At 73.6% G+C, this 16415-nt stretch carries 16 protein-coding genes; 8 read left to right on the top strand and 8 right to left on the bottom strand.

The window, feature by feature from the left end; translation table 11 throughout:
- Positions 1-18: 18 nt before the first annotated feature.
- Together ACFVAJ_RS09900 and ACFVAJ_RS09905 are read right to left on the bottom strand one after the other, a co-directional pair.
- The gene (locus tag ACFVAJ_RS09900; protein ID WP_376943606.1) at positions 19-645 is read right to left on the bottom strand and encodes a response regulator; all 627 of its coding nucleotides are present in this window, start codon (positions 643-645) and stop codon (positions 19-21) included.
- Positions 642-1880: a sensor histidine kinase gene (locus ACFVAJ_RS09905; protein ID WP_376943608.1), complete on the bottom strand. Its 1239-nt coding sequence runs from the start codon at positions 1878-1880 to the stop codon at positions 642-644. The genes ACFVAJ_RS09900 and ACFVAJ_RS09905 overlap by 4 nt, the downstream gene beginning before the upstream one ends.
- Before the next feature lie 147 nt (positions 1881-2027).
- Between ACFVAJ_RS09905 and ACFVAJ_RS09910 the strand changes: the two genes are divergently transcribed.
- The 3 genes from ACFVAJ_RS09910 to ACFVAJ_RS09920 all read left to right on the top strand — a co-directional run bounded on the left by ACFVAJ_RS09910 (position 2028) and on the right by ACFVAJ_RS09920 (position 4698).
- Positions 2028-3011, top strand: coding sequence for an SMP-30/gluconolactonase/LRE family protein (locus ACFVAJ_RS09910; protein WP_376943610.1), 984 nt, complete (start codon positions 2028-2030; stop codon positions 3009-3011).
- Between the two features lie 149 nt (positions 3012-3160).
- Positions 3161-3769: an ankyrin repeat domain-containing protein gene (locus ACFVAJ_RS09915; protein WP_376943612.1), complete on the top strand. Its 609-nt coding sequence runs from the start codon at positions 3161-3163 to the stop codon at positions 3767-3769.
- A gap of 59 nt (positions 3770-3828) precedes the next feature.
- Positions 3829-4698, top strand: a complete 870-nt coding sequence (locus ACFVAJ_RS09920) for a sulfurtransferase (protein WP_376943614.1) — start codon at positions 3829-3831, stop codon at positions 4696-4698.
- Between the two features lies 1 nt (position 4699).
- On the opposite strand, the gene ACFVAJ_RS09925 is transcribed toward ACFVAJ_RS09920, so the two are convergent.
- Positions 4700-5515 carry a class I SAM-dependent methyltransferase gene (locus ACFVAJ_RS09925; protein WP_376943616.1) on the bottom strand — a complete coding sequence of 272 codons (816 nt, stop codon included), beginning with the start codon at positions 5513-5515 and terminating at the stop codon, positions 4700-4702.
- A gap of 113 nt (positions 5516-5628) precedes the next feature.
- Here ACFVAJ_RS09925 and ACFVAJ_RS09930 point away from each other — a divergent pair, with 113 nt between their 5' ends.
- Entirely contained in the window at positions 5629-6591 is a 963-nt protein-coding gene (locus tag ACFVAJ_RS09930; protein ID WP_376943618.1) for an FKBP-type peptidyl-prolyl cis-trans isomerase, read from the top strand.
- A 203-nt stretch (positions 6592-6794) separates the two neighbouring features.
- Here the strand turns inward: ACFVAJ_RS09930 and ACFVAJ_RS09935 are convergent, their stop codons facing one another.
- Together ACFVAJ_RS09935 and ACFVAJ_RS09940 are read right to left on the bottom strand one after the other, a co-directional pair.
- Positions 6795-7643 carry an energy-coupling factor transporter transmembrane component T family protein gene (locus tag ACFVAJ_RS09935; RefSeq protein ID WP_376943620.1) on the bottom strand — a complete coding sequence of 283 codons (849 nt, stop codon included), beginning with the start codon at positions 7641-7643 and terminating at the stop codon, positions 6795-6797.
- Entirely contained in the window at positions 7640-9415 is a 1776-nt protein-coding gene (locus ACFVAJ_RS09940; protein ID WP_376943622.1) for an ABC transporter ATP-binding protein, read from the bottom strand. Before ACFVAJ_RS09940 ends, ACFVAJ_RS09935 begins: the two co-directional genes overlap by 4 nt.
- Positions 9416-9599: 184 nt before the next feature.
- On the opposite strand from ACFVAJ_RS09940, the gene ACFVAJ_RS09945 reads away from it, so the two are divergent.
- Positions 9600-10016: a transferase gene (locus tag ACFVAJ_RS09945; RefSeq protein WP_376943624.1), complete on the top strand. Its 417-nt coding sequence runs from the start codon at positions 9600-9602 to the stop codon at positions 10014-10016.
- 57 nt (positions 10017-10073) lie between these two features.
- Here the strand turns inward: ACFVAJ_RS09945 and ACFVAJ_RS09950 are convergent, their stop codons facing one another.
- Positions 10074-11123: an LLM class flavin-dependent oxidoreductase gene (locus ACFVAJ_RS09950; protein WP_376943626.1), complete on the bottom strand. Its 1050-nt coding sequence runs from the start codon at positions 11121-11123 to the stop codon at positions 10074-10076.
- A 225-nt stretch (positions 11124-11348) separates the two neighbouring features.
- Here ACFVAJ_RS09950 and ACFVAJ_RS09955 point away from each other — a divergent pair, with 225 nt between their 5' ends.
- Both ACFVAJ_RS09955 and ACFVAJ_RS09960 read left to right on the top strand, forming a co-directional pair.
- Positions 11349-12821 carry an FAD-binding protein gene (locus tag ACFVAJ_RS09955; protein WP_376943628.1) on the top strand — a complete coding sequence of 491 codons (1473 nt, stop codon included), beginning with the start codon at positions 11349-11351 and terminating at the stop codon, positions 12819-12821.
- Positions 12822-12942: 121 nt separating this feature from the next.
- Positions 12943-14142, top strand: coding sequence for a hypothetical protein (locus ACFVAJ_RS09960; RefSeq protein WP_376943630.1), 1200 nt, complete (start codon positions 12943-12945; stop codon positions 14140-14142).
- 79 nt (positions 14143-14221) lie between these two features.
- Here the strand turns inward: ACFVAJ_RS09960 and ACFVAJ_RS09965 are convergent, their stop codons facing one another.
- The gene (locus tag ACFVAJ_RS09965; RefSeq protein ID WP_376943632.1) at positions 14222-14566 is read right to left on the bottom strand and encodes a hypothetical protein; all 345 of its coding nucleotides are present in this window, start codon (positions 14564-14566) and stop codon (positions 14222-14224) included.
- A 151-nt stretch (positions 14567-14717) separates the two neighbouring features.
- Here ACFVAJ_RS09965 and ACFVAJ_RS09970 point away from each other — a divergent pair, with 151 nt between their 5' ends.
- Positions 14718-15722, top strand: coding sequence for an LLM class F420-dependent oxidoreductase (locus ACFVAJ_RS09970; protein ID WP_376943634.1), 1005 nt, complete (start codon positions 14718-14720; stop codon positions 15720-15722).
- Between the two features lie 46 nt (positions 15723-15768).
- On the opposite strand, the gene ACFVAJ_RS09975 is transcribed toward ACFVAJ_RS09970, so the two are convergent.
- A complete protein-coding gene (locus ACFVAJ_RS09975; RefSeq protein ID WP_376943636.1) occupies positions 15769-16308 on the bottom strand; it encodes a hypothetical protein in 540 nt (179 codons plus the stop codon).
- Between the last annotated feature and the right edge of the window lie 107 nt (positions 16309-16415).

Consider the following 16415-nt stretch of genomic DNA (forward strand, 5'->3'; position numbering starts at 1 on the left):
TCGGGCGGCGCCGCCGGCTCAGCGCCGGATGATGCGGCGCTCGATCGCCGCGGCGACGGCGCCCGCGCGGGTGTCGACGCCGAGCTTCGTGTAGATGTGCGAGAGGTGCGACTTCACCGTCGCCTCCGAGACGAGCAGCTCCTTCGCCATCTCGCGGTTGCCGAGGCCCTGCGCGAGCAGCTCGAGCACGGCGACCTCGCGCTCGGTGACCACCGGGCCCGGCGAGGCGGCACGACGCACGAGCGTGGCGGCGACCGACGGGGCGAGCACCGTCTCGCCGCGCGCGGTCGCGCGGATGCCGGCGAACAGCTCGGCCGCCGGGGCATCCTTCAGCAGGTAGCCGCTCGCGCCGGCGTCGAGGGCGCGCAGGATGTCGGCCTCGGTCGCGTAGGTGGTGAGCACCAGCACGCGGGGCGGCTCGGCGGCGGCCCGCAGCTCGGCCGTGACCGCGGCGCCGCCCGGGCCGTCGCCCAGGTCGAGGTCCATCAGCACGACGTCGGGGCGCGTGGCCGTGACGACCGATCGCGCGCTCACGAGGTCGCGGGCCTCGCCGACGACCTCGAGGTCGTCGGTGCCCGAGATGAGGGCGGCGAGCCCGGCGCGCACGACGGGATGGTCGTCGACGAGGACGATGCGCACGCTCATGGCGCCTCCAACGGGAGCTCGACCGAGACCGTCGTGCCGTCGCCCGGGGCGCTCTCGACCGAGGCCCGGCCGCCGAGACCGGCCGCGCGGTCGCGGATGCCCTGCAGGCCCCGACCGCGGCCGCCGCTCCCGCGATCCGCATCCCCGCCGGGCTTGTGCGTCTCGTCGCCGAGCCTCTCCGCGTCGAACCCGAGCCCGTCGTCGCGGACGTCGAGGCGGACCTCGTCGGGCAGGTACGTGAGGCTCACCGCCACGTGGCGGGCCGCGGCGTGCTCGACCGCGTTCGCGAGGGCGCCGCGGGCCGAGCGCAGGAGCGCGCCCGCCACATCGGCCGGCAGCGGGACGGCGTCGCCGTGCACGTGCAGCCGCACCTCGGGGCCGCCGGCTGGCCCGTTCGTCTCATCGACGAGGCGGCGGAGCGCAGCGGGCAGCGCCTGCCCGGTGCCGTCGTCGGCGAGCTCGACCGGCGGCAGGTCGTGCACGACCCGGCGCACCTCGGCGAGTCCGTCGCGCGCCGTCGCGGCCGCCATCTCGACGTGGTCGCGCGCGAGGTCGGGTCGGCGCTGCCAGTCCTGCTCGGTCGCCGCGAGCAGCAGTGTGATGCTCGCGAGCCGCTGTCCGACCGAGTCGTGGATCTCGCGTGAAAGCCGCTCGCGCTCGGCGAGCGCGCCGGCGCGGTGCTGCGCGGCGAGCAGTTCGTCCTGCGCATCGGTGAGCTCGTCGAGCAGACGTTGCCGTGCGGCCGACTCGCGCTGGAGGGCCCGGTAGACGAGGACCGTGACGACCGCGATGCCGACGGGGCCCACGATGACCGTCGGGTCGACGCCGTCGGCGATGCGGAGCTCCGCCACGGTGACGAGCGCCGTCATGAGCACGACGACCACCACGGCGCCGCGGAAGGGCAGCACCTGCAGCACGGCGAACCCGAGCGGCACGGCGCACCAGGCGAACGAGGGCGCCGCGAGGGTGAGCAGCGCCCACAGCACGGTGACCGTCACCACCCAGGCGGTCGGCCACCACGAGCGCGTCGGCAGCAGGGGGCGTACCGAGTACGCGATCGCGAGCAGCGCGGCGCCCGCGAGCACGAGCACCCCGTCGGGTCCGAGCCCGTGACGCTCGAGATACCGCACGGCCGAGGTCGCGAGCAGGGCGAGGAACACGATCTGCAACCAGCGGTCGAGGCTGGCGACGGGCGCGAGGATGCCCCGGATGCCGGTGCGGTCGGAGACGGACATGATCGCCAAGCCTAGGCACGGCCACTGCGCGCGGGCATCATCCGATCGGCTATCCAAGTGCAGCCGATCGCCCGACGCCCGCGCCTGGTCGCTCGCCGAGGCTGGAAGCACACGTCGAGAACCGGCGTGCCAGAGACGAGGGAAACCATGAAGCGCACCATCGCCATCGCACTCGCCGCTGCGGGCCTCACCGCCGGCATCACCACGGCGGGCCTCACCACTGCACCCGAGGAGGCCTCGGCCCGCGACCACGGCCGCCCCGACCGCTACACGGTGCCGGGCGACGCCGCGGGCTCGCGGTTCGAGGGCATCGGCGTCGACGAGCGTCGCGGCCTGTTCTACGTGAGCGAGGTGACGGGCGGCGAGATCCACCGCGGCGACGCGAAGCGCCCGCAGGCCGAGGAGTGGCTCACGGGCGACGGCACCGACGGCCGCTACACCGCGCGCGGCGTCACCGTCGACCGCGCCGGCAACGTGTACATCGCCGGCGGCCCGAACGGCATCGGCAACCCCGACCGCCCCGACCTGTGGGTCTACGACGAGGACGGCGAGCTGCTCGCCGCGCTCCGCGTGCCCGGCACACCCGATGCGTTCCTCAACGACGTCGCCATCGGCGCCGACGGCGCCGCGTACTTCACCAACTCGAACGACCCGCAGATCTTCCGCGTCGCCCAGCAGGGCGGCACCTGGCAGGCCGAGCTGTGGGCCGACGCCACCGGCACCGTCGAGCGCGCGGCCGGGTTCAACCTCGGCGGCATCGTGCTCTCGGCCGACCGCAGCGCGTTCGTCGTGGCGCAGGGCAACACCGGTCAGCTGTGGCGCTTCGCGACCGCCGACGGATCGGTCTCGGAGATCGACACCCGCGGTGCCGACCTCGTGAACGCCGACGGCCTCGTGCGCCAGGGCAACCGGCTCACCGTCATCCGCAACTTCTCGAAGATGGTCGCGACCATGCGGGTCTCGGCCGACGGCGACGCGGTGCACCGCGTCGAGCAGCGGGCGAGCGACCCCGACCGCGTCTACACGACCGCCAAGATGCTGAACGGCCGCCTCCTCGCCGTCGACAGCAAGTTCGACGAGCAGCCCGCGGCCTCGGGCCCGTACGACATCGTCGGTTCGCCGTGGGGATGACCCGGGGTGGCCGCCGCAGCGCCGTCGCGATCATCGCGGCGGCGCTGCTGCTCACCGGCTGCGCGAGCACGGCCGCCGAACCGGGCGCCGCCGACCCGCCGAGGCCCGGCTCCGCGTCACCGTCCGCCCCGCCACGAGAGGATGTCCCCATGACCGAGACCCCCGCCCCCGTGCTCCCCGACCCCGACGGCACCCTGCTCAGCGCTGCGGCCGCCGGCGACGCCGTGACCGTCTCCCTCGCCATCCGAGCGGGCGCCGCGCTCGAGGCGCGCGACGGTCGCGAGCGCACGGCCCTGCTGCTGGCTTCCGCCGCCGACCACGTCGAGGCCGCGAGCGTGCTCGTCGCCGCGGGCGCCGACCCCGATGCGCTCGACGACCAGCGCGACACCCCGTGGCTCGTCACCGGGGTCACCGGAAGCGTCGCGATGGCCGAGGTGCTGCTCGCCGCCGACCCCGACTTCACGATCGTGAACCGCTACGGCGGCATCTCGATCATCCCCGCAGGCGAGCGCGGCCACGTCGAGTACCTCGAGCGGGTGCTGCAGACCGACATCGACGTCGACCACGTCAACGACCTCGGCTGGACGGCGCTGCTCGAGGCCGTAATCCTCGGCGACGGCGGCCCGCGCCACCAGAAGACCGTGCGGGTGCTGCTCGAGAGCGGGGCCGACCGGTCGATCGCCGATCGCAACGGCGTCACCGCACTCGAGCACGCCCGCGCGAGCGGCTACGACGAGATCGTCGCCCTGCTCGACTGAGACGTGAACGGGGCAACAGAGAGGGATGCTGCGCGGTCGGCGTCATGCAGGATGGAGTGATGCCGATCCTCATCCAGCACGACGAACTCTTCGACCGCCTCACGGCCGAACGCTTCGCCGCGGATCGCGGGACCACCGCCTCGACCCGCACGGTCGTCCTCGACGTGCGCTGGTCGCTCGCCGAGCCCGACGGCACCGCCGCCTACTGGGACGGCCACATCCCCGGCGCGGTCTACGTCGACCTCGACCGGCAGCTCGCCGACCACGACGTCGTCGGCGAGGGCCGCCACCCGCTGCCGAGCGAGGCCGCGTTCACCGAGGCGATGCGGAGCTGGGGCATCCGCGAGGGCGACACCGTCGTCGTCACCGACGACCTCGGCAACCAGTCGGCCGCGCGGGCCTGGTGGCTGCTGCGTCACGCCGGCGTCGCCGACGTGCGGATGCTCGACGGGGCGCTCGCCGCATGGCGGGCGGCGGGGCATCCGCTCGACACCGGCTGGGTCTCGCCCGAACCGGGCGACGCGACCGCGCACTTCGGCGGCATGCCGGTGATCGACGCCGACGCGGCGGCCGCGCTGCCCGGCGGGGGAGTGCTGTTCGATGCCCGGGCAGCCGAGCGCTATCGCGGCGAGGTCGAGCCGATCGACCCGCGCGCCGGCCACATTCCCGGCGCCCGCTCCGCGCCGAGCGCGGGCAGCCTCGACGCGAGCGGCCGATTCCTGCCCGCGGAGGCGCTCAGGGAGCGCTTCGCGGCGCTTGGCGCCGAGCCCGGCATCGCCGTCGGCGCCTACTGCGGATCGGGGGTCACCGCCGCGCACGCGGTCGCGGCGCTCGCGATCGCCGGCATCGACGCCGCGCTCTACCCCGGCTCCTGGAGCCAGTGGTCGCGCGAGGAGGGTCGCCCCGCGGCGACCGGAGCGGACGCCTGACTCAGCCCGCCCTGAAGCCGACCGCGACCAGCGTCGTCAGCTCGACCGTGCGCACCTCGCGCGCCTCGAGACCCGCGAGATAGCGACCGCGCACCGCGTCGAGCTCGTCGTCGTCGAGTCCGACGAGGAACGCCCGCAGCCCCGTGCCAGTCACGAGCGACCACGCGAGCCCGTCGTCGAGGTCGAGATGCCGCCGCACGATCTCGGCGCGCACCCGCACGAGGCCGAGCCCCGTGAGCCACTGCGCGAGGGCGCCCGGCGTGTCGACGTCGCTGATCGTCGGCGACGCGGCGCCGCCCTGCAGCCGCAGCGCCATATCGGCGGGCAGCGCCGTCGCGAGCACCTCGGGCACCGGCTCGAGCGCGCCGCGCGCCCACACCGTGACGGCCAGGCGCCCACCCGGCTTCGCCCGCTCGACGAGGTGCCGGGCACCGGCGTCGAGGTCGTCGAAGAAGTGCACGCCGAGCACGCACTGCACGAGGTCGTAGCCCGTCGGCTCCCACTCCGTGGCGTCGGCGACGTGCAGCCGCAGCTGCGGCAGATGATCGCCGGCACGTGCCCGCGCGATCTCGACGAGGCCGGCCGTCAGGTCGACCGCGTCGACGACCCCGCCGGGGCCGACGAGCTCGGCCGTCGGCAGCGCCGAGGCGCCGTCGCCCGAGCACGCGTCGAGCACCAGCTCGTCGAAGCGCGGCCTCGACCGGGCCACCGTCGCCGTCGAGATCGGATCCCAGACCGCCTCGTCGAGTTCGGCGTAGGATTCGGCGGCAGCCGTGAACCCCCCGACGAAATCAGGCTCGCTCGTCGTCTCCCCCATGGGCCCATTCTGGCCCCTGATCGGCCGGAATCGTGGGATTCAGGTAATCGAAAGCCGAACGGTGCAGACTGGGTGCACTGCATCACGTCCTCCGATCGAATCGAGTCACCCCCATGAATCGTGCCCTGCGCCGTGGCGCGCCCCTCGCGCTCGCCACCGCGGCCGCCCTGCTCCTCGCCGGTTGCGCGAGCGGCGGCAGCCCCGAGGCATCCGAGACCCCCGCTGCCGCCGACTGCATGGACGTCGAGTCCGGTGCCCTCAGCGACGGCGTGAAGGTCGAGGGCGAGTTCCCGGGTTCGCCGACGGCGACCTTCACCACGCCGCTCGAGACCGACGAGCTCCAGCGCTCGATCGCCATCGAGGGCGACGGCGACACGACCGAGGCCGGCCAGAAGATCAACGCCGTCGTGACGCTCTACTCGGGCGCCTCGGGCGACCAGCTCCTCTCCCAGCCGGCCCAGATCACCGCGGGCGACGAGACCGTGTTCGACGCGTTCCGCGTGGGCATCGACTGCGTGCCGCTCGGCTCGCGCACCGTCACGGTCGCGCCCGCCGCGGCCCTCTACGACGGCCAGGGCAACGAGCAGATCGGCCTCGCGGCCGACGAGGACGTCGTCATCGTCGTCGACGTCGTCGAGGTGCAGGAACCGCTGAAGCCCGCCGAGTGGACCGAGAACGTGCCCGAGGTGAAGTTCGGCGCCGAGGGCGAGGCCCCCACCGTCACCCTGCCGAAGGTCGACGCTCCGACCGAGCTCCAGATGAAGGTGCTCGAAGAGGGCGACGGCGCCACCGTCGGCGAGGGCGACAGCGTCACGGTGCAGTACCAGGGCATCAGCTGGGACAGCGGCGAGATCTTCGACCAGAGCTACACCCGCGGCGAGCCCTCGACGTTCACGACCGACGGCGTCATCCAGGGCTTCGGCGCCGCGCTCGTCGGCCAGAAGGTCGGCACGAAGCTCATCGTCGTGATCCCGCCGGAGTACGCCTACGGCACCGACCCCGCCGCGCACGACCTCGGCGGACAGACGCTCGTGTTCCTCGTCGAGATCGAGGACACCGCGCCCGCAGGGCAGTAGTCGAGTACGGGAAGGGCCGGATGCCGAGCGGCATCCGGCCCTTCGTCGTACTCGCCCGAGCCCGTCATCGTTTCAGGAGATCGCACGCTGCTCAGGCCGGCTCAGCGCAGATCATCCTGAGCAGCGTGCGTCTTCCTGAGACGGTGAAGGGGCGGATGCCGCGGGGCGGGTGCCGACCGCGCGGGCCGCGCGGCACGGGAGGCTCAGCGACCCCAGGTCGCCCAGACGATGATGGCGCTCACCGCGACGAAGCCCGCGACGAACAGCGTGTCGCGCACGCGCCACGGGCTCTGGAAACGCTCGGTGCGGGTGGCGTGGGCGCCGAAGGCGCGGGCATCCATCGCGAGGGCGACCCGTTCGGCATGGCGGATCGCCGAGGCCAGCAGCGGCACCGCCGTGCCGAACGCCCGGCGGGTGGCCGCGATCGGGCCGCGGCCGCGCACGGTGCCGCGCACGCGGTGCGCCGCCCGGATGATCTCGAGCTCGTGCCCGAACCGCGGCACGAAGCGCAGCGCCGCGAGGGCCGTGTAGCCGATGCGGTACGGCACGCGGAGGTTCTGCACCATCGCGCGTACGAACTCGGGACCGGTCGAGGTCAGGCCCGCCATGAGCGAGAGCATCAGGATGGCGAGGATGCGCAGGCCCGTCGTGAACCCGACGAGGTAGGCGGCGAGCGTGAAGCTCCAGTCGCCGACCGAGAACAGCACGGTGGAGGTCGCGGGGCCCGAGAGGCTCGCGGGGTCGACCCACACGCCGAAGCTGAATCCGAGCACGATCGCCGCGAGCGGGGTGCCGATGAGGAGCGCCGCGACGACCCGGCCGGGGAGCCTGGCGCCGAGGAGCAGCACGAGGAGTGCGAGCACGATGAACGCGAACGGCAGCAGGAGGTCGCGGCTGAACACGACCACGAGCATCGCGGGCAGCGGGGCGGCGAGCTTCGCGAGCGGGTTCACCGTCGCGAGCGGGCCGCGCCGGGCCGCGCTCGCGTCGGCCGGTGAGGCGTCGGTGTTCTTGTTCGTCTTCGGCGCCGTCGCGCCGGTCGTGCCGCTCACCGCGGCCCTCCCGAGGCGACCGGCAGCTGCGACATGCGGGTCACCGCATGCCATTCGGGGTGATGCTCGAGGCCGCGCGTCGCGCGCGCGAGGGGCGGATGGCGCAGCCCGGCCTGTTCGATGAGGGGGCCGGCGAGCACCTCCGCGGTCGGACCGACGCCGAGGAGGCGCCCGCCCTGCATGACCGCGAGCCGCGTCGCGTAGTCGGCCACGAGCTGCAGGTCGTGGGTCACGACGAGCACCGTGGTGCCCTCGTCGTTGAGCGCGCGCAGCATGTCGAGCAACTCGGCCGCGCGGGCGCGATCCTGCCCGAAGGTGGGCTCGTCGAGGGCGAGCACCGGGGCGCCCGCCACGAGCGCGGTGCCCACCGAGAGTCGGCGCTTCTGCCCGCCCGAGAGCAGGAACGGGTGCTGCTCGGCGAGCTCCTCGAGGCCGAACCGGCGAAGCATCCGGTCGCACGACTCGGTCACCTCGGCGTCGTCGAGTCCCTGGAGCCTGAGTCCCTGCTCGAGCTCCTCGCGCACCGAGCCCGCGATGAACTGGTGCTCGGGGTTCTGGAAGACGAAACCGACCCGGCGCGCTCGCTCGCGCGCATCGGCTCGGGCCGGGTCGATCCCGAGCGTCTCGATCGTGCCGCGGGGCGCCTCGATGACGCCGGCGAGCGCCTGCAGCAGCGAGGTCTTGCCGGCGCCGTTCGTGCCGACGATCGCGAGGAACTCGCCCGCCTGGACCTCGAGGTCGACGTCGCGGACGACGACCGGGCCGCGGCGGCCCCCGCGCCGCACCGAGAGCCCCCGCGACCGGATCACGGGAGCGCCCTGGGCAGGGACGGCGCCCGTGGTGGCCGTGAGCGACGGGGTCGGCGCGAGCGCGGTGGATCGCACGGGGGAGGAGGCGCTGAGCGGCGGCGGCAGGCTCGGCAGGGCGTCGAGCGCCGCCGCGAGCTCGGCCGGGGTGAGCGGCAGCCGGCCGATCGGCACGCCCGCATCGCGCAGGCGCATCGCCGCGAGCGTCGAGACCGGCAGCCAGACGCCGAGGGCGGCGAGCTCGTCGGCGCGCTCGCGCAGCGTCTCGCGTGCGGGGCCGTCGATCACGAGACGGCCGTCGGCGTCGAGCACGATCACCCGGTCGACGAGGTCGACGGCCGCATCGAGGTTGTGCTCGACGAGCACGATCGCGTGATCGTCGTCGTCGGCGAGCTCGCGGAGCACGGCGTAGACCTCATCGATGCCCGCGGGGTCGAGGTTCGCGGTCGGTTCGTCGAGCACGAGCACGGGCGCGGCCATGGCGAGGGCGCACGCGATGGCGAGCCGCTGCCGCCCGCCGCCCGAGAGCGTGTCGGGGTTCTCGGCGCGGCGATCCCAGAGGCCGACGAGCTTCAGCGCGCGTTCGGCGCGTGCGAGCACCTCGGATGCCTCGACGAGCTGGTTCTCGGGCGCGAAGCACACCTCGTCGAGCACGCTGCCGGTGACGATCTGCGCATCCGGGTCCTGGAAGACCATGGCCACGTGCTCGCTCAGCACGCCGACCGGGTGCTCGCGGCTGTCGAGGCCCGCGACCCGCACCGTGCCCTCGAGTTCGGCCGGCACCGCGTGCGGCACGAGGCCGTCGAGCGCGAGCGCCAGCGTCGACTTGCCGCACCCGCTCGGACCCAGGACGAGCAGCACCTCGCCGGGTGCGATGTCGAACGACACCTCGGCGGGCGTCGGCCGGGCTGCGCCCTCGTGGCGGATGCTCACGCGGTCGAGCTCGATGACGGGCGGAGTGGTCATGGCAGGCCTGGGTCGTGGTCGGGCGGACGGCTCGCGACGCGGCATCCGTGGGGCTTAGGAAAGCCTAACCTCGCGAACGGTCGGTTCCCGGCGCCCACGACGGCGAGGAACGGGAATACCCCGGTCAGCCCTGATGTTGTGTCTATGTTCGGGCGTGGAGCCTCCACGCCGGAAGGAGGAGAACGTGGGCATCAGCTATGTCGAGTTCGAGGACGAAGCCGGGATCCTGCGTCGCTACCGCAAGCACGCGAACGGTCGTGGCCTCGTCGCCACCACCGCCAAGGTCGACCCGAGCGCGTTCGTCGACCCGACGGCCTACGTCGATCCCGGCGCCGAAGTGCAACGCGGCGCCCAGATCGGCCCGGGCGGCTGGATCGAGGGCGACGCGATCGTCGCCGAACGCGCCGTGATCGGCGTGAACGCCCACGTCGGGCGACGCGCCGTCGTCGGCCGCAACGCCGTCATCGGGCCGTACGCGACCGTCGGCACCGGCGCGAAGGTGCAGAACGGGGCCCGCGTGCCCCGCGAGACGACCATCGCGGACGGCGACGTCTACGAGGCCTCGACGGAGGACCTGCGCCGGCTCGGCCTCGCGGCCTGAGCCGTTCGCACCCGGAAGCCCGACCGCGCTGCGGCCGGGCTTCTTCGTTCTCCGGGACTACTCGGCGAGTGCGCCCGCGAGCAGCTCGAGCGTCTGCTCGCGACCGGGCGTGCGGTCGAGCGGCTCGGATGCGTACGAGCCGGCGATCGGCGCCACCATGACCTCGTCGATGCCGTGACGGGCGGCGAGCTTCCGCAGCTCCGAGGCCGCACCCGCGGCATCCGCGATCACCCAGCGGCGCTCCATCGCGGTGATGAGCTCCGCCGCCTGCGAATCGGCGGGCGCCGTCTGCGCCTCGTCGATCGTCTCGAGCGGCCGCATCGGCCGGCCGAGCTGCAGTCTCGCCATCGAACGCAACTGCGGCAGCGCCCGCGCACGCGCCTCGTCGAGCGTCGGCGCGACCGAGGCGTTCACCGTGAGGAACGTCTCGGGCTCGGGGTGCGCCTCGCTCGGGCGGTAGCCCGTGCGGTAGAGCTCGAGCGCACGCTCGAGCCCCTGGCCCGAGAAGTGGTTCGCGAAGACGTACGGCAGGCCGAGTTCGGCGGCGAGCTTCGCCGAGTAGTCGCTCGAGCCGAGCAGCCACAGCGGCGGCACGGCCGAGGCGGCCGGCGTCGCGGTGATCGGGTACTCGCGCCCGCTCGTCAGGCGCAGCGTCGCGCCGTCGGGCGAGAGCAGCGAGAGGATGTCGGCGAGGTGGTCGGGGAATCGGTCGACCTCGGCGGTGGGCCCGGAGATGCGCAGCAGCTGCGTGATCACGGGGTCGCTGCCCGGCGCACGCCCGATGCCGAGGTCGATGCGGCCCGGGGCCAGCGCCTCGAGGGCCGCGAACTGCTCGGCGACGACGAGCGGCGCGTGGTTCGGCAGCATCACGCCGCCCGACCCCACGCGGATCCGTTCGGTCTGCGCGGCGATCGCAGCGATCAGCACCGGCGGCGTCGTCGAGGCGACGGCCGGCATGTTGTGGTGCTCGGCGAACCAGTAGCGGGTGAAGCCCAGCCGGTCGGCGAGCTGCGCCAGGCGAACGGATGCCGCGACGGCACCTCGACTCGACTGATCACTGCGAACCGGAACGAGGTCGAGCACGGACAGGCGCGGCGAGATGTTCATCCTTTCCGGCAACCGCCGCGCGGCATCCGGTATTCCGGGGCTCGCTCCGCGGCAGGGATACCCCTGAGCGCATCGGAGGGGGTTCACTGACGCGGCGATCCGCCCGCCGCCATTGGATGGGGTCTCGTTGCGAGCGCCGTGCAGATCTGCACGGCCGTCGGAAGGCTGATCCGCCTCAGTGCCGAAGCCGGCCGGCCCGCACCGGAATCCTGAAAGGAATCACCCGTGAACACCCCTGTGCCCTCCGCACCGCCCGTGGCCGCCGCCACGCTCGAGGCGCCCGCTCCCGATATCGCCACGCTCTCGCTCCGCGAAGCCCTCGCCCTGCTCGACGAGCAGCTGGCCGGGCGCGTGCACCTCTCGGGCGACCCCGACTGGGACGACGCCCGCGCCGCCTGGAACCTCGACGTCGACCAGCGCCCAGCCGTCGTCGTCACCGCCCGCTCGACCGAGGACCTGGTGCGCACCGTCGGATTCGGCGCCCGCTACGGCCTCGCCGTCGCCCCGCAGGGCACCGGACACAACGCCGGGCCCCTCGCCGCCGACAACGGCCTCGCCGATGCGATCCTGCTCCGCACCCACGAACTGCGCGGCGTCGAGATCGACGTCGAGCGTCGCATCGCCCGCGTCGAGGCCGGCGCACTCTGGGGCGATGTCGTCGCCGCGGCCGCACCGCACGGGCTCGCCGCGCTCGCCGGATCGTCGCACGACGTCGGCGTGGTCGGCTACACCCTCGGCGGCGGCGTCAGCTGGCTCGCCCGCACGCACGGACTCGCAGCGAACCAGGTGCTCGCCGTCGAGATCGTGACCGCCGACGGACGGCTCCGCCGCGTCGACGAGGAGCACGACTCGGAGCTGTTCTGGGCGGTGCGCGGCGGGGGTGGCGACTTCGGCGTCGTGACGGCGCTCGAGTTCCGCCTGTTCCCGATCACCGAGGTCGTCGCGGGCATGCTGCTCTGGCCGGCCGAGCGTGCCGACGAGGTCGCCGCGGCCTGGGCCGACTGGACCAACACGGTGCCCGACGCCGTGCAGAGCGTGGTGCGCATCATGCACCTGCCGCCGCTGCCCGAGCTGCCGCCGTTCCTCTCGGGTCGCTCGGTCGTGATCGTCGAGGCCGTCGTGCTCGACTCGCCGGCCCGTGCCGACGCACTGCTCGCCCCGCTGCGGGCGCTCGCCCCCGAGCTCGACACCGTGCACCCGCAGTCGCCCGCCGAACTGCTCGCGCTGCACATGGACCCGCCCGGGCCCGTGCCGGGGCGCGGCGACGGCATGATGCTCCGCGAGCTGCCGCCGGCAGCGGTGCGCGCGTTCGTCGGGGCGGTCGGGGCCGACTCGGGCACCGCCCTCCTCTCGACCGAGATCCGTCACCTCGGCGGTGCGGTCGAGCCCGACGCGGCCGTGCAGCGCGCGGCGGACCTCGGACTGCCCGTGCCCGGGGCCACCGCCGGCTTCGAGGCGAACTACCTCGTGTTCGCCGGGGCCATGGCGATGCCGGGCGCCGACGAGGCGATCGCCCGCTCGCTCGGCCGCCTGTTCTCGCAGATCGAGCCGTGGCGCGCGCCGGAGGAGTACCTGAACTTCGCCGAGCAGCGTCGCGACGCCGCGCGGTTCTTCGGCGGCCGGCTGGCCCGCCTGCGGGCGCTGAAGCGGGCGGTCGACCCGACCCGCGTCATCCGCTCGAACCACCCCGTGGGGTGACGGCCCCGGTATTCGGGTCCCGACCCGCGGATCTCGCAGATGGGGGTGTCGCTCGCGCCCCGGCCTTCATAGGCTGGGAGCGAGCGACATCGTCGTCGCGCGATCTCGGGGGAGGATACGAATGACCATCCACTACGAACTGCCCACCACAGCCGATTTCGCGGCCCTTGCGGGCGTGCATCATCCCGCGATCACCGTCTACCTCTCGACCTCGCCGGTCGTCAGCGAGCGCGAGCGCTCCGAGGTCGCCGCGCGCAGTGCCTTCGACGAGGCCATCGAGCAGGTGCGCTCCAACGGGGCCTCTTCCGCCGAGGTCGCGGCCCTTCGCGCCGAGCGCGATGCGGTGATCGGCGACCAGCGCCTCTGGGGCGGCCTCGCACGCTCGATGGCGATCTTCGTCGCCCCCGGCTTCAACGAGGTGTTCGTGCTGCCGAACCGGCTCGACGACGCCTGGCACGTGGGCTCGCACTTCACGCTCGGGCAGCTGCTCCGGGCACCCAGCCAAGACCAGGAGGCCTTCGCACTGACGCTCTCGGCGCACGAGTGGTCGCTCTGGCATGCGACGCCGACCGACCGGGCCGCGAAGCTCGAGATCGACCAGTCGGGTGCCGCGAACCTCGACGAGGCCACCAACCGCGAGCCGAACGAAGACAAGCCGCGCGGCGCGAACCGCGGCACCTCGAGCCAGGGCGGCGCGAGCCGCCTGATGGGCGACGAGGGCCGCAAGACCTTGCTCGACCAGTACTCGAAGCGGGTCATCGAGATCGCCCGCCGCGAACTCCTCGCCCGCGACCCCGACGAGCGCGTGCCCGTGTTCGTGTTCGCCGCCGAGCCGCTGCTCAGCCTCTTCCTCGCGAACACCCGCAACTCGCGCCGCGTCATCGCGGTGCCGGGCTCGCCCGACCGGCTGGGGCCGGCCGAGGTCGACGAGGCCCTGCGGCTGCAGCTCTCGAAGCTCAATGTGCACGAGGCCGAGCAGACCCTGCGCGTCCTCACCGAGGGCACGGCGGGCCGGGTCGAGCGCGACCTGGCGGCGATCGGCCGTGAGGCGGCCGACGGTGCGGTCGAGACCCTCTGGTTCGACTTCACCACCTCGGTGAACGGCACGCTCGACCAGGAGTCGGGCGCGATCGAGTTCGCGAGCGACCACGGCTCGGGCGAGACCCTCGTCGACGGCACGCACGCCGGCGACCTGCTGCCCCAGTTGGCGCTGCTCGTCATCTCGAAGGGCGGCAAGGTCGTCACGGTGCGCAGCGACGACCTCGACGGAACGGTGTGGGCGGGGCCGGCGATGGCCGAGCTCCGCTTCGCGCTCGCGTAGCGCTCGCGCACGCGACGCACGGGTCGCATGACGGATGCCACGGGGCGGACCCCGTGGCATCCGTCATGCCGGCCGGATGTCAGCGGAAGGAGGGCACGCGTTCACGGAGCGGCAGGCGGAAGCCCTCGCGCCAGCGGAAGCGGACGACGATCTCCTGGGCCTGCGAGTCCTCGATGATGGCCTCGACGGGCACCTCGGAGAGCACGCGCGGGCGGGGCTCTTCGGGCGGAGTCTCGCGGATCTCGAGCCAGAGGCTCTCGGGGTGCGGCACGACGCCGGGGTTGGCGGCGACGAGCTCGAGTCGCCAGCCGGCCGACGGGGCGAGCCCGTGACCGGTGACGCGGATGAGGCGTGCGTCGCAGGTCTCGACGACGGTCGCGTCGAAATCGGCGACGGCGAAATCGCAGTGGAGCTGACCGTTCATTCGGCTGAAGCTACGCCGCGACCCGGAGCCCGGCCTCAGTGCTGACGCTGAAACGCGGTGCGCCGTACGGAGTGGCTCCGCGCACGGTCGCGCATTCCGGGGCGGGTGTACGCGGCAGCCCGGGGCTCCTCGCTCTCCTAGGCTGTTCCCCATGCGTTTCGGAATGTTCGTTCCCCAGGGCTGGCGATACGACCTCGTCGGCATCGATCCCGCCGAGCAGTGGGCCGCCATGCGCGGCCTCGCCGAGTTCGCCGATGCGGCGGACTCGCCGTTCGAGTCGATCTGGGTCTACGACCACTTCCACACGACCCCCGTGCCGTCGCCGACCGAGGCGACCCACGAGGCCTGGACCCTCATGGCCGCGTTCGCCGCCTCGACCTCCCGGGTGCGCCTCGGGCAGATGTGCACGTGCATGGGCTACCGCAACCCCGCGTACCTCGCGAAGGTCGCGGCGACCGCCGACGTCATCTCGGGCGGGCGCATCGAGATGGGCATCGGCGGCGGGTGGTACGAGCACGAGTGGGAGGCGTACGGCTACGGGTTCCCGACGATCCCCGAGCGGCTCGGCATGCTGCGCGAGGGCGTCGAGATCATGCGCCAGGCGTGGACCACCGGACAGGCGACCCTCGACGGTCGCTACTACCAGGTCGACGGGGCGATCGTGCAGCCGCAACCGCTGCAGGACGGCGGCATCCCGTTCTGGATCGCGGGCGGCGGCGAGCAGGTGACGCTCAAGATCGCGGCGAAGTACGCCGGGTACACGAACTTCACCGGCACGCCGGAGGAGTTCGCGCACAAGGGCGAGGTGCTGCGCGGGCACTGCGAGGCCATCGGCCGGGATGCCTCGGAGATCACGCGCTCGATGAACTTCAACACCGTGGTCGGCACCTCCGCCGCCGACGTCGAGGCGCGGCTCGCACGCATCGAGGCGCGGGTCGCCCCGCACCTCGGTGCCGAGGGCGCGGCGAAGTATGTCGAGAACTACTTCATCACGCCGCCCGGCGCGCTCGTCGGCACGCCCGACCAGATCGTCGCGAAGCTCGAGGAGCGGCGCTCCGTCGGCCTGGACTACGCGATCCTGTACGCGCCGGAGGCGGCGTACGACCGATCGGGGATCGAGCTGTTCGCCGCGGAGGTCGCCCCGGCGCTGCGCTGACGCGGGAGCCGGGCGCGCGCGGGCGGCGCTCGCCCGCGCCGGCGGGTCAGCCGTGCAGGGCGGGCTCGGCGAGCCGAGCGGGGCCGAGGGGCCCGGCGACGCTGATCGTGACGCGATCCGCCTCGACCGGCACGGCGATGAGGTCGCCCGCCGTGAGATCGGCGGGCAGCTCGAGCTGCGCGAGCGCGTGGCATCCGCCGGCTGCGAACCGGACCGACACCGTCACGACCTTCGCGACCGAGACGCGACCGATGAGGCGGGCCTCCGCCCAGTCGGGCCGAAGCGGGCTGTTCTCGCCGTCGATCGAGACCAGCGGCACGCCCGCCGCGACCGCGACCTCGCGCACCGTCGCCACCGCGACCCCGCGGTGGCGCACCGGCCCATCGAGCCCGCCCGTGCGCGTCCGGGCAGGCGTCGGAGCGAGGTGCGCGAGCGGGGTGCCGTCGCGCTCCGCGAGTCGCGTCATCGAGAATCCGCCCACGATGACGTCGGTCGTCGTGACCCGGGTGCCCGCCGGCCAGCGCTCGGGCGCGATCGGATCGGGGATCGAGCGCCGCAGCGTCGGCAGCAGACGGGTGAGCGTCATGAGGGGCGCCGCGCGATCGAAGGCATGCTTCCGTTCTACGCCGACTCACGGCCACGCGCGCGATTGTTACGCGATCCGAACGGCGCGCCGACGGTTCCTCACGGATT

Source organism: Agromyces sp. NPDC057679, assembly GCF_042799635.1.
In the GTDB taxonomy this organism is placed as follows: domain Bacteria; phylum Actinomycetota; class Actinomycetes; order Actinomycetales; family Microbacteriaceae; genus Agromyces.

Bases quoted from the DNA above. Each gene is read 5' to 3' on its own strand.
- ACFVAJ_RS09960 (WP_376943630.1), top strand. From the start codon at position 12,943: ATGACCATCCACTACGAACTGCCCACCACAGCCGATTTCGCGGCCCTT.
- ACFVAJ_RS09965 (WP_376943632.1), bottom strand. From the start codon at position 14,566: ATGAACGGTCAGCTCCACTGCGATTTCGCCGTCGCCGATTTCGACGCG.
- ACFVAJ_RS09900 (WP_376943606.1), bottom strand. From the start codon at position 645: ATGAGCGTGCGCATCGTCCTCGTCGACGACCATCCCGTCGTGCGCGCC.
- ACFVAJ_RS09950 (WP_376943626.1), bottom strand. From the start codon at position 11,123: ATGAACATCTCGCCGCGCCTGTCCGTGCTCGACCTCGTTCCGGTTCGC.
- ACFVAJ_RS09930 (WP_376943618.1), top strand. From the start codon at position 5,629: ATGAATCGTGCCCTGCGCCGTGGCGCGCCCCTCGCGCTCGCCACCGCG.
- ACFVAJ_RS09925 (WP_376943616.1), bottom strand. From the start codon at position 5,515: ATGGGGGAGACGACGAGCGAGCCTGATTTCGTCGGGGGGTTCACGGCT.
- ACFVAJ_RS09915 (WP_376943612.1), top strand. From the start codon at position 3,161: ATGACCGAGACCCCCGCCCCCGTGCTCCCCGACCCCGACGGCACCCTG.
- ACFVAJ_RS09905 (WP_376943608.1), bottom strand. From the start codon at position 1,880: ATGTCCGTCTCCGACCGCACCGGCATCCGGGGCATCCTCGCGCCCGTC.
- ACFVAJ_RS09920 (WP_376943614.1), top strand. From the start codon at position 3,829: ATGCCGATCCTCATCCAGCACGACGAACTCTTCGACCGCCTCACGGCC.
- ACFVAJ_RS09940 (WP_376943622.1), bottom strand. From the start codon at position 9,415: ATGACCACTCCGCCCGTCATCGAGCTCGACCGCGTGAGCATCCGCCAC.
- ACFVAJ_RS09910 (WP_376943610.1), top strand. From the start codon at position 2,028: ATGAAGCGCACCATCGCCATCGCACTCGCCGCTGCGGGCCTCACCGCC.
- ACFVAJ_RS09970 (WP_376943634.1), top strand. From the start codon at position 14,718: ATGCGTTTCGGAATGTTCGTTCCCCAGGGCTGGCGATACGACCTCGTC.
- ACFVAJ_RS09975 (WP_376943636.1), bottom strand. From the start codon at position 16,308: ATGACGCTCACCCGTCTGCTGCCGACGCTGCGGCGCTCGATCCCCGAT.